Raw genomic sequence first — 11,814 nt, 5'->3', positions numbered from 1 at the left:
TCCCTGCTTGCTTCTTGTTGTCTTTCTTCATCTCGATCTCCACTCTTGTTGTACTTATTGCCGTTGTACTTATTGCCACAGGGGTGGCATCGCCACACGTTGGAGCGCATCAGGCATCCAGGGCCCGACAGTCGCTACTGGACCAGCCGACATCGACCGACTGGCCTGGCCTCAGCGAAGCGTATCCCTTCGCATTGGGTGTCTTGAGAATGAACTCATCGTTACCGCAAACGCTGACTCGGGTACGCAGGTGATCGCCCAGGTAGATCACCTCCTTCACTTCGGCCCGGAATCGGTTATCGAAAGCCTCACCGGCTTCATCCAGCATGATGTCGACACGCTCCGGACGCAGAGAAAGCGTCGTACGCGCGCCGATACCGCCCGCAGCAACGGCCTTGGCCAATACCGTCTCCCCGCTGTCGAGGCGAACCTGGCACCGGTCCCCGATCGTTTCGGTCACTTCGCCATAGAGCCGATTGTTCTCACCGATGAAATTGGCAACGAACGCATTCTCGGGCGCTTCGTAGAGCGTTTCGGGCGTAGCAAGCTGCTGCACCACGCCATCGTTGAACACGGCGATGCGATCGGACATGGTCAACGCTTCGGTTTGGTCATGGGTCACGTAGATCATGGTGACACCCAGATCGGCATGGATGCGCTTGATCTCGTACTGCATCTCCTCACGCAGATTCTTGTCGAGCGCCCCCAAGGGTTCGTCCATCAGCACCAATTCGGGCTCGAACACCAGTGCCCGGGCCAGGGCCACACGCTGCTGCTGCCCCCCGGACAGTTGCGCCGGCCGCCGATCGCCGAAATTCTCGAGGCGCACCATGGCCAGCGCACGCTGGACCTTGCGCTTGGTCTCGGCTTTTGACAGGTGACGAACTTCGAGGGGGAAGGCGAGGTTCTCGGCGACCGACATATGGGGAAAGAGGGCGTAATTCTGGAAGACCATGCCGATGCCCCGCTTGTGCGGGGGCAAGTCGTTGATCGGGTTACCCTTGAGCAGAATCTGCCCATGGGTAGGGGTCTCGAAGCCCGCCATCATCATCAGGCAGGTGGTCTTGCCCGACCCGGAAGGACCCAGCAGAGTGACGAATTCGCCACGACGGATATCGAGATTGAAGCCCTTAACGACCAGCTCGACCCCATCATAGCTCTTCTGCACGTTGAGGAAACGGACGAAATGCCTATCCGTCTCGTTGTGACCGGCTTCCCGTGCGTTATCGTTACGTTCTTGTTGCAGGCTTACGTTCATGCAGGGTTCCCACTCATGGCCAGCCGAAAGTAAAGGGTGACGCATTCGTGCAAGCTGGCTGGGCCTTGTTCTTATCGGAATACCATGACCCTATTCCTTTCCGGACAGTGACCGCAATCCCCACAGGGTCCAAATAGCGTTGAACAACAACTGAGACAGAAACCGGGATATCGGGTAACTCAACGTTACCCAAAAGAATCCTTACGTTACCGCCAAAGCGACGACAGCACTGTCATGGGCCCGGCTCGGCAGCGCCGGCCCATTCGCGTACAATCTTTCGTTCACATACGAGTGCAGTCACGCTCTTGGACGTCGGTCCCAGGACTGGCATCACGCGCCAAAGCCGCCACACTGCCATAGTGTAACGTTCCTATAAACGTGCACCCGCGTACGTCTCGTCGGACAGCCGACATCACGTAAACCAGGAGAGCACGAATATGTATAGCAAGATCATGGTCCCGCTCGACCTTGCCCATCTGGCAATGCTCGAGCCCTCCCTGCAAACAGTAGCCGATCTGGCTCGGCACTACCGGGCCGAGGTCTGCTATGTCGGAGTGACCTCCTCTGCCCCGAGCAGCATGGTTAGAACACCGCAGAAGTAGCAGCCCCTCGCCACCACCCTCGACGTTTCAATGGGAGAGCGTAACGTGGATAACCATTCTCACGACGATCGCATCAGGGAGACAGAGCCCTCGGAAGGCGTACCGGCGCCGGAAGGACCGGCCAATCTGATAGATACCGACTACGTCATCGGCCAGGACAACCTGGCTACCGACAAGCTCGGCTTCAGCATCGACCTGCACGGCAAGGTATTTACCATCTCGGCACTGGTCACAGTGTTCTTCGTGGTAATCACCCTTGCCCTGCAGGCCGAAGTGGAGCCACTGTTCACTGCCTTGCGTAATTGGCTTACCGGCAACCTGGCCTGGTTCTTCCTGCTTGCCGGGAACATTTTCGTGGTGCTGTGTCTGGTGCTGATCGTATCGCCGTTGGGCAAGGTGCGCATCGGCGGCATGCATGCCAAGCCGGATTTCAGCTACACCGGTTGGTTTGCCATGCTGTTTGCCGCCGGCATGGGCATCGGCCTGATGTTCTACGGCGTATCGGAGCCGATGTCGCACTTCGGTGCGGCCTTGGGTGGCACTACCGTCGAGGATGGCGTGCGCACCGACTGGGCTCCGCTCGGCGCCGCCGCGGACGATCCAGCGGCCGCGGCCAGCCTGGGCATGGCCGCCACCATCTACCACTGGGGGCTGCACCCTTGGGCGATTTATGCCGTAGTGGCCCTGGCGCTGGCCATCTTCTCGTTCAACAAGGGTCTGCCGCTGACCATGCGCTCCATCTTCTACCCGCTGCTGGGTGAGCGCGTCTGGGGCTGGCCCGGGCACATCATCGACATCCTGGCAGTGTTTGCCACCCTGTTCGGCCTCGCTACTTCGTTGGGCCTCGGTGCCTCGCAGGCTTCGGCCGGCCTCGGCTTCCTGTTCGGCGTGCCCGAGACGGACGCCACCATGGTGCTATTGATTCTGGGCATCACCGCCGTGGCCATCTTGTCGATCCTGGCCGGGGTGGACAAGGGCGTGCGCCGGCTTTCCGAGATCAACATGGGCCTGGCCGTACTGCTGCTGCTGTTCGTCATCCTGGTGGGGCCGACCCTGCTGATCCTGACCGGCTTTTTCCAGAACCTGGGGGCCTACGTGGTCAACCTGCCGGCGCTGTCGAACCCCTTCGGCCGTGAGGATGCCAACTTCACCCAAGGCTGGACCGCCTTTTACTGGGCCTGGTGGATCTCCTGGTCACCCTTCGTCGGGATGTTCATTGCGCGTGTCAGCCGGGGGCGCAGCGTACGCGAATTCCTGGTCGCCGTGCTGCTGGTGCCTTCGCTGGTCTCGGTGCTGTGGATGACCGCCTTCGGCGGTACCGCCATCGACCAATTGGCGGGTACCGGATTCGAAGGCGTGCGCGACGCGGCCCTCGAGCTGCAGCTGTTCGTGATGCTCGGCGAACTGCCACTCACCGCCATCACCTCGTTCGTGGGGATCGTGCTGGTGGTAGTGTTCTTCATCACCTCGTCGGATTCCGGTTCGCTGGTGATCGACACCATCACTGCTGGTGGCAAGGTCGATGCACCCAAGCCGCAGCGGGTATTCTGGGCAATCCTCGAAGGCGTCATCGCCATCGCCCTGCTGCTGGGTGGTGGCCTTGCCGCCCTCCAGGCAATGGCCGTCTCGACGGGACTGCCCTTCACCCTGGTGCTGTTGGTTGGCTGCTATGCCATCATCAAAGGATTGATGAGCGAACCGCGGGCCTGATGCCATGATTCAGGGCAGGTGGCCCATTGGGTCGCCTGCCGCTCTCAGGCTCTCTTCTCAGGCTGGCCCGAAGTCGTAGCCTCGGGCACGGCCCCGCTGATCGAAGCTTCCCCCAAGTACTAAAAAAATCCCATTCGTCAAGTGTTTCATGAAGCTAACGACCACTAGCAACACGCTGGCGCTTCGGGCATATTCCCAATAGATCATTACAACTATGCCTAAGGAGCCGTTCTACGCCCATGATGGCCCCCGAAGACGCCTTTCGTCTGCTCGCCGATGGCTTGGGCAAGGCCGGCACTCCCCAGGCGTTCGATCATTTGGTCGAGCGCATATCCACGATACTCGATGGGGAGCATGTGCTCATCGGCAAACTGCTTTCCGATGAGGCCTCCATCCGCACAGTCGCTTTCTGGTCACGAGGCGCATTGCAGCCCACCACGGTCTACACGCTGGCAGGCACGCCATGCGAGCACGTGCTGAATGACGAAATCTGCGAATTTCCCGATGGCGTTTGCCAACGCTTCCCAGACGACACGATGCTTCAGGATCTGGGGGTCGAAAGCTATATAGGCATTCCGCTACGCGCGCCGCAAGGGCACCTCGTCGGGCTTCTCGCGGTGCTCTCCAGCCGCCCCCTCGAGCTGGCCGCCTACGCTCCGGAAGTGTTGCGCATCGCCGCGGCCCAGGCAGGTGCCGAGATGGCTCGGCGGGCAGAAGAAGAGAAGCGACGCAGCAGCGACTACCGTATCCAGCAGCTCATCTACTGGGACAGCGTCACGGGACTGCCCAACCGGCGCTACTTCATGGAACGGCTGGAAGAAGCTTGCGAGCAGGCCCGTTTACGCGGCAACTCCCTGGGGTTGCTCTACCTCGACCTGCAGCGCTTCCGTCAGATCAACGATACCCAGGGGCACGAGCTTGGCGACCTCATGCTGGCCGAAATCGCCGGTCGCTTCGGCGCCCAGGCCGAGCCCGGGGAGTTCGTCGCCCGACTGGGAGGCGATGAGTTCATGGTATTGCTCACCGATACCCGACCGGCAGCCATGGCTCATGCCATCGAGCGTTATCGAAATAGCCTCACCGCGCCGATCCAGCTGTCAGAGCGCAGCTTTTCAATTTCCGCCAGCGTTGGTGCTGCGCTGTTTCCCCGCGATGCCGACAATGCCCAATCGTTGTTCCAGCATGCCAGTATCGCGCTCAACCATGCCAAGCAGGACAGTAGCCGCACCCGCTTCTTCACCGCCACCATGGCGGACGAACTTCACCAATACGAGCTGCTGCAATTACGCTTCAGCGAAGCCTTGGCCAAGGGCAAGCTATCGCTCGCCTTCCAGCCTCAGTTCAGCCTCAAGACGGGCCAGCTGACCGGCGCGGAAGCCCTGTGCCGCTGGCACGACGACATCCTGGGGCACGTCAGCCCCGCCACCTTCATCCACTTGGCGGAAGAGCAGGGTCTCATCTGCACCTTGGGCGAATGGGTGCTGGAAGCCGCTTGTCAGCAGCTCATGACCTGGGAGCGTCAAGGCAAGCCGTTTCCCGGGCGTCTGAGCGTCAACGTCTCGGCCCAGCAGATGGATGACCCCCGCCTGGCCGAGCACATTCAGCGTATCGCTACACGTATTCCTCCAGGCAAGCTGGGGCTGGAACTCACCGAAAGCGGCTTGATGCGCAACCCCGAGCAGACGGTGCGCATCACTCGGGCCTTGTGCAAGGCCGGCTTCAGCCTGGCGATCGACGACTTCGGCACGGGCTATTCATCGCTTTCCTATCTCAAGCGTTTCGCCGCCGATACCCTGAAGATCGACATGTCCTTCGTTCAGGATATGCTCAAGAGCAGCCACGACCATGCCATCGTCTCGACCATCATTGCCATGGCCGAAACCCTGGGCATGCTGACGGTGGCCGAGGGCGTCGAGGCCGCCGAGCAGGCCGAGGCCTTGCGCGCACTGGGTTGCACCGGCGTCCAGGGCTTCCACTACGGCCGCCCCGTGGATGGCGATACCTTCGCCGAACTCTGGCTCTGAGCATGAGCCAGACCCGCGAACCACCAGGCAACGCATGAAAAATCGACGCGGGATGGTAGCTAGGTCCATAACGCACTGACGGGAAGTGTGGGCCCGTAGTACTTCGCTACCTGGGCCTGGAACAGTTCCGCCGTTGCCAGCGCATCGACCAAGGCGTGATGCCCTTGATAATCGGGCAGGCCATAGCGGCGCCGGCTGTCACCCAGACGTATCGAAACCGGCGGGCGCCGCATCCAGCGCCTCAGCCGCGACCACAGCGAAAGCCTGTAGAGCCGCGCTTCCAACGACATGGTATCGATCATCGGAAAGCGTAGCCCTTCCCCCAGTCGCGCCTTGACCCCCTCATTGAGAAAAGGTCGCTCGATGTGGCGGAAATGCACCACCGCGAGCCGGCCCGCCAGTGCCTCGAGCAGTTCGGGCAGGATCTCCTCCAGGTCGGGCGCCTTGGCCACCTCCGAGTGTGTGATGTGATGATAGGCTATCGAGCCTTCGGACAGCGGCCTGCTGGGCTGCACAACCCAATAGCGCCGCTTGGCCAGGGAGATTCGCTTCAGGTTGAAGGGAACCAGGCCGATGCTGACGATGGCATGTCGCTGCACGTCGAGACCGGTGGTTTCCAGATCCAGAGCCACCAGCGAGGCTTCGCCGATCGGCATGTCAGGGTCTGGACAGCCTGCCGCGAAAAACGCCTTGAGCAATGGATCTTGCGCTTCGGCCGCCCGTCGCTGCAGGTAGTCCGACCACTCCAGGTCTCGCGAAGGCGTAGCCAGACGATGGGACAACATGGCTCAGCGCCCTCGGCCAGTGCGCACAGGCATCGGATAGCGATACTTGAGGAATTTCTGGGCGTGACTCAGGACCTGGAAGGCATCCTTCAAGTGGTGACGCTCGCTGTCGGCGACATTCTCCGGCTCGATGTTGTTGTCGGGCTCATGTTCTTGCTGCAGGTCGAGGACCTGATGGCGGATCCGCACCATGGAGAGCAGCTCCATGGCATAGCGCAGCTTGTCGCCCACACCGGGGGCCAGCAGCTGTGTGGCGGCAATGTCATCCAGGCGCTCGAAGCTGTTCTGGCCCCGCGAACCACAGGCCAGTGCATGCACACGAATCAGATCGACCAGAGGAGCCGTACCTCGACGCTTGAGGTTGATCGAATTATTGTGCTTGCCGTCCTTCTCCATCACGAAGGTACGAAAGAAGCCCAGCGGTGGTGTACGGTTCAACGCGTTGCGCGCCACAGCAGCCAGGAAACGAGGACTGTTGGGTGCCTTTTGGGCAATCAGGTCCTGCAACTGCTCGACGTAGGCTTCCTCGCCATAGGCACTGTCGAGATCGAAGAAGATCGAGCAGTGCAGCAGCCGCTCCGGCGTAGGTGATTCTATCCACTCGGTAAAATAACGCTTCCATACCGCCAGGGGCTGGCGCCATTGGGGATTGGTCGCCATCACCGCGCCCTTGCAATAGGCATAGCCACAGGCGGCCAGGCCATCGCTGACGAACTGCGCCAGGGCGGCGAAATAGGCATCGTGAAGGGCCGGCTCGAAATCGTCGGCAAGCACCAGAGCATTGTCCTGGTCGGTGACGATGGTTTGCTCGTTGCGTGCCATGGAACCATTGACCATGAAGCAATACGCTACCGGCGGCGGCCCCAGCGCTTCCTCGGCTAGCTCCAGCAGACGCCTCACGAAGCTGCGACCGATGGTCGACAGCGCGCTGCCGACCATCTGCGAATTGGCTCCCTCCTCCACCATGCGTATGAAGGCGGCGCGCACGTCGGGCGCCAGCCGAGCCAACCCTTCGATACTGGACTGATGGAAGATGTTGCTGACCAGGTACAGGCTGCTGTGGGTCTCGTAGCGGATGATGTCGGAAAGATGGACGATGCCCACCGGGCGGCGCCGATACAGCACCGGCAAATGGTGAATGTTGTTGCGCAGCATGCACAGCATGGCTTCGTGGACCGACTCGTCCGATTGAATGGTGATTACCCGCCCGCCTGCCAGTTCACCCACGGGCGTATCGGGAGACAGCCCCTCGGCCACGATACGGGTGCGGAAATCACTGTCGGTCAGGATGCCACGTAGACGCCAGGGGCGATCCTCGCTATCGGTGAAGGTATACCGTGGATCGTCGTTCGGCTCGTCGAGAATCAGCGCCGCCGAGGCCTGAGCGTCGGTGATCTGGCGTGCCGCCTCCTGTACCGAAGCCCGGGCTTCGACCATCACCGGGTAACGCGTGACCAGTTTGCGCACCCGGGTGATCATCATGTCGTTGGCTTTCTTATGCTCCTCCACCGCCGCTTCCAGCCGCGGACGCTCCAGCTCAACGAAGTCGGCGAAATGGTCGTCAGCCTCGCACAAGCGCATGAAGATCGCTTCGGGGATGTAGTAGATCAGGGTGTCTTCCAGGGCGCGGGCCGGAAAGCGTACCCGGTTGTTTCGCAGCAGGCTGAAATGGCCAAAGATGTCGCCTTCGCCCAGGCGATCGTAGAGGTCACCCGTACGCCGCCGGATCTCTACCGCCCCACTGCGGATATAGCACAGCTCGTGGAGCTCCTGGTCGAGCTGGAGAATGTCGGAGCCGGCCTTGAAATAGCTGACTTCGACCTGCCCGGCTACGTTGTCCAGCAGCTCGTCGTCGAGAACATCGAAGGGAGGGAAGCGCCCCATGTGCTGCCGAATCTCGAGTAGTTCCGCGTCCATGTCCTGTCTGGCTCCCGCTGGCGATGCCTTGCACCCATCGTACCCTCGACCAGTGGGTAAAGTCCCACCGGCTCGCGACACAAGAAAGGCCACCCGCAGGTGGCCTTTCTTGCTTCGATGGAGCGACGGTCGGTTTACGACTGCTCGGCCATCTGCTGCACGCGCTGCATCAGCTCCGGATCCTGCTGGATAGCATGACCAATGGCGTTGAAGGTATCCACGTCGAGGCCATTCTCCTCGACCACTTCGACCATCCTGTCGTTGGCCTCCATGCGAACTTCCTGCTGGGTCTGCTCGTCTTCAGCAGCATGCAGGCGTTCGGTGTACTCTTGCGAGATCACGGCGATGTCCTGGGAGGCGTCGGCAAACTGCTGAAGCTGATCATCGCTGAAATCCTGCGCCGGTGCTTGCGCCTGCGGTTGGCCGGCTGCCGGGTCCTGGGCAGGGTCTTGCTGAGCGTGCGCCTGTGCGGTCATCAGCCCAGCAGTGAGCAGGGCGGCCGAGAACAGTGCAGTCATCCGTTGCATGGATACCTCCGAGGGTGTTGCTGTGAATGTATGGAGTCTGACGAAGAGGAACGAAGGGAGTTCAGTTTTTTATGTTACAAAACGTAATATTGTATTGGCCATTCATTCCATAGTGAAACGCTTCGATAAAAAGTTAACCTGCTAGCTTTCTTACGCTCCGCCGACCAAGTATCGTCATCAGCTCAATTGTCTGTGTACAAGGACCTTCTTTTTAATGACCACATCCGCCAACTCTCGCCTCGATGCCGCACTTCTGGGTAGTATGCCGGTGCTGTTCGTGGCCCTGTGGAGTACCGGATTCATCGGCGCCAAGTTCGGCTTGCCTCATGCCGAGCCTTTTACCTTCCTGTTCGTCCGTTTCGTGCTGACCCTCGCCCTGCTGCTCCCCTTGTTGAAGATGATGGGAAGCGCCTGGCCGGCAAGCTGGCGGCTGAGAGGGCATATCGCCGTATCGGGCCTGCTGGTGCACGCGGCCTATCTGGGCGGTGTATTCTACGGCATCTATCTGGGCATGCCGGCAGGTCTTACGGCTCTGCTGGTTGGCCTGCAGCCGCTGCTGACGGCGACGCTGGCAGGCCCGTTGCTGGGGGAGCGCATCAATGTCATTCAATGGCTGGGGCTCGCCCTGGGGCTGGCCGGCATCGCTATGGTCCTGGGCAGCAAGCTCGATCCGGGTACCGCGCTGTTCCAGGGCTTCGGCATCGGGGCGTTGGCTTGCGTTATCGTCGCGCTGGCAGGCATTACCCTGGGAACGCTCTACCAGAAGCGCTTCTGCACTGGCATGCCGCTACTCTCGGGCACGGTGGTGCAGTATCTCTCCGCCAGCGTTCTGCTCGGCCTCGGGGCCCTGCTGGTCGAGGAACGGCACATCGAGTGGACCACTACCTTCGTGCTGACCCTGGGCTGGCTGGTACTGGTGCTCTCCATTGCCGCCATCCTGCTGCTGATGGCTCTGATCCGGCGCGGCGAAGCCTCGCGCGTGGCCAGCCTCTTCTACCTGGTGCCACCGGTCACGGCGTTACAGGCTTGGTGGCTGTTCGATGAACGCCTGCCTCTGGTGGCACTGGTCGGCATGGCTGTCACCATCGTGGGTGTGGTTCTCGCGGCGCGAGGACAGGCCCGCCGGTAGGTCCAGGCATGTAGAGGCAGCAAGGCTCAATCGGCCGCCAGCCGCTCGAGATAGCCCGCCCCCCCGAGGTTGCGCATCTGCTGGCGAATCCACTGGCTGCGGCGTTCCACGTGAGGCCCCGGCCTGCTGGCATCCCAGGCTCTGGGGTTGGGCAGGATCGCCGCCAGGCGGCTGGCGTGTACATCACTCAGGCGATCGGCGGGAACCCCGAAATAGTGCTGGCCGGCAGCTTCCAGGCCGAACACGCCATGGTCCCATTCCACGATATTGAGGTAGACCTCGAGAATACGCTGCTTCGGCCAAAGCGCCTCGATCAGCACAGTGAACCAGGCTTCGAATCCCTTACGTACCCAACTGCGGCCCGTCCACAGGAAAAGGTTCTTGGCGGTCTGCTGGCTGATGGTGCTGGCCCCGCGCAGGCGCCCTCCGTTGCGACTTGCCTCCCAGGCGCGGCGCATCTCGTCAACATCGAAGCCGCGGTGAACGGCGAAGCGTTGATCCTCGGCAGCGATCACCGCCAGCTTGGCGTGGTCGGAAAGCTCCTCCCAGGGGCGCCACTGATGCTGAATGGACAAGTTTTCTCCGCCCATCCAGGCCTCCACCTTGCGCTCCAGCATCACCATGGAGCCATAGGTGGGCACGTGTCGCAGCAGCATCACCATAGCTATGGATAGTACGACGAAGGCGGCCCCGACAAGGGCCGCCCAGCGGAGCACACGGTGTAGCCAGACGCGAATCATGTACCACCCTGACGGGTAGCTGGCTCAAGGCTTGTAGAGATGCTCGGCATGGTAGCGCAGATGATCCTCGATGAAGGTAGCGATGAAGAAATAGCTATGATCATACCCCGGCTGACGACGCAGCGTCAGGGGGTGATCATGCTCTTCGCATACAGCCTCGAGTCGTTCCGGCTTGAGTTGTTCCTCCAGGAACTGATCGGCCTCGCCCTGATCGACGAACAGATGCTGAGTGGAAGCCCCCTTGGCCACCAGCTCGCAGGCATCGTACTGTGTCCAGGCGCCGGGATCGTCGCCCAGGTACTCGCGGAAGGCCTTGCGGCCCCAGGGGCACTGGGTGGGATTGACGATCGGCGAGAAGGCCGACACCGAACGGTAATGCCCGGGGCGCCGCAACGCCAGGATCAGTGCCCCATGGCCACCCATCGAATGGCCGCTGATCGCCTCCCGACCATTGACCGGAAAATGCTGGCGCACCACCGAGGGTAGCTCCTCGGCCACGTAGTCGTACATGCGGTAGTGCTGCTTCCAGGGCTCCTGGGAAGCATTGACGTAGAAGCCCGCCCCCGAGCCGAAGTCGTAGCTATCGTGCTCGCCCGGCAGGTCGGTACCGCGCGGGCTGGTGTCGGGGCAGACGATGGCCACGCCGAGCTCCGCAGCCACGCGGTGCGCCCCCGCCTTCTGCATGAAATTTTCGTCGGTGCAGGTCAGCCCCGACAGCCACCACAGCAGAGGCACACGCTCGGTCTCCGCCTGTGGCGGCAGATAGATGGCGAATTCCATTTCGCAATCCAGCGCCCGCGAGCGGTGCCGGTAACGCTTGTGCCAGCCACCGAAACTCTTGTTGCTCGATATCGGCTCGAGGTTCTCGGTCATGGTCATGGGTCGGTCTCCTAACGGTCACCCGCACCATTCTAGGCGCGTACCGGGCTCATCGCGCCCCACGCGGCTTCGGGCGTAATTAAATAGCGGTGCGTATCAAAACCTCAACACGGTACGAATGCTCTTGCCCTCGTGCAGCAGCTCGAAGGCCTCGTTGATCTTCTCGAACGGCATCTCATGGGTGATGAACTCGTCGATCTTGATCTCGCCATCCATGTAGCGCTGCACATAGCCCGGCAGCTC

10 protein-coding genes and 1 pseudogene are annotated in these 11,814 nt (G+C 61.3%); 4 read left to right on the top strand and 7 right to left on the bottom strand.

What is annotated here, in order from left to right; all coding sequences use genetic code 11:
• Positions 1–109: 109 nt before the first annotated feature.
• Positions 110–1,258 carry an ABC transporter ATP-binding protein gene (locus SPH52_RS16150; protein WP_411796075.1) on the bottom strand — a complete coding sequence of 383 codons (1,149 nt, stop codon included), beginning with the start codon at positions 1,256–1,258 and terminating at the stop codon, positions 110–112.
• A 437-nt stretch (positions 1,259–1,695) separates the two neighbouring features.
• Here SPH52_RS16150 and SPH52_RS16145 point away from each other — a divergent pair, with 437 nt between their 5' ends.
• The 3 genes from SPH52_RS16145 (at position 1,696) to SPH52_RS16135 (ending at position 5,594) form a co-directional block, all read left to right on the top strand.
• Complete coding sequence (locus SPH52_RS16145; RefSeq protein WP_411796074.1) at positions 1,696–1,860, top strand: hypothetical protein; 165 nt, start codon at positions 1,696–1,698, stop codon at positions 1,858–1,860.
• A 30-nt stretch (positions 1,861–1,890) separates the two neighbouring features.
• Positions 1,891–3,570: a BCCT family transporter gene (locus SPH52_RS16140; RefSeq protein ID WP_411796073.1), complete on the top strand. Its 1,680-nt coding sequence runs from the start codon at positions 1,891–1,893 to the stop codon at positions 3,568–3,570.
• A gap of 239 nt (positions 3,571–3,809) precedes the next feature.
• Entirely contained in the window at positions 3,810–5,594 is a 1,785-nt protein-coding gene (locus SPH52_RS16135; protein ID WP_411796072.1) for a putative bifunctional diguanylate cyclase/phosphodiesterase, read from the top strand.
• Between the two features lie 59 nt (positions 5,595–5,653).
• On the opposite strand, the gene SPH52_RS16130 is transcribed toward SPH52_RS16135, so the two are convergent.
• From SPH52_RS16130 to SPH52_RS16120, 3 genes are all read right to left on the bottom strand, one after another.
• Complete coding sequence (locus SPH52_RS16130) at positions 5,654–6,379, bottom strand: 3'-5' exonuclease (protein ID WP_411796071.1); 726 nt, start codon at positions 6,377–6,379, stop codon at positions 5,654–5,656.
• A 3-nt stretch (positions 6,380–6,382) separates the two neighbouring features.
• Positions 6,383–8,296, bottom strand: a complete 1,914-nt coding sequence (locus tag SPH52_RS16125; RefSeq protein WP_411796070.1) for a DUF294 nucleotidyltransferase-like domain-containing protein — start codon at positions 8,294–8,296, stop codon at positions 6,383–6,385.
• A gap of 134 nt (positions 8,297–8,430) precedes the next feature.
• Positions 8,431–8,823 (bottom strand): DUF4168 domain-containing protein, encoded by a 393-nt coding sequence (locus tag SPH52_RS16120; RefSeq protein ID WP_411796069.1) that lies wholly within the window; start codon positions 8,821–8,823, stop codon positions 8,431–8,433.
• Between the two features lie 214 nt (positions 8,824–9,037).
• Here SPH52_RS16120 and SPH52_RS16115 point away from each other — a divergent pair, with 214 nt between their 5' ends.
• Positions 9,038–9,952: a DMT family transporter gene (locus SPH52_RS16115; RefSeq protein ID WP_411796068.1), complete on the top strand. Its 915-nt coding sequence runs from the start codon at positions 9,038–9,040 to the stop codon at positions 9,950–9,952.
• Positions 9,953–9,978: 26 nt separating this feature from the next.
• Here SPH52_RS16115 and mtgA read toward each other — a convergent pair whose 3' ends face one another.
• The 3 genes and pseudogenes from mtgA to SPH52_RS16100 form a co-directional block, all read right to left on the bottom strand.
• Positions 9,979–10,692, bottom strand: a complete 714-nt coding sequence (mtgA, locus tag SPH52_RS16110) for a monofunctional biosynthetic peptidoglycan transglycosylase (RefSeq protein WP_411796067.1) — start codon at positions 10,690–10,692, stop codon at positions 9,979–9,981.
• A 24-nt stretch (positions 10,693–10,716) separates the two neighbouring features.
• The gene (gene fghA / locus SPH52_RS16105) at positions 10,717–11,571 is read right to left on the bottom strand and encodes an S-formylglutathione hydrolase (protein ID WP_411796066.1); all 855 of its coding nucleotides are present in this window, start codon (positions 11,569–11,571) and stop codon (positions 10,717–10,719) included.
• 96 nt (positions 11,572–11,667) lie between these two features.
• Positions 11,668–11,814: pseudogene (locus SPH52_RS16100) on the bottom strand (S-(hydroxymethyl)glutathione dehydrogenase); the annotation flags it as partial.

Origin of the sequence: Halomonas sp. A29 (assembly GCF_046723295.1) — a bacterium.
Taxonomy (GTDB): Bacteria; Pseudomonadota; Gammaproteobacteria; order Pseudomonadales; family Halomonadaceae; genus Halomonas.
Note: the sequence above shows the minus strand (reverse complement) of the source record. Positions and strands in the feature narration are given on the sequence as shown.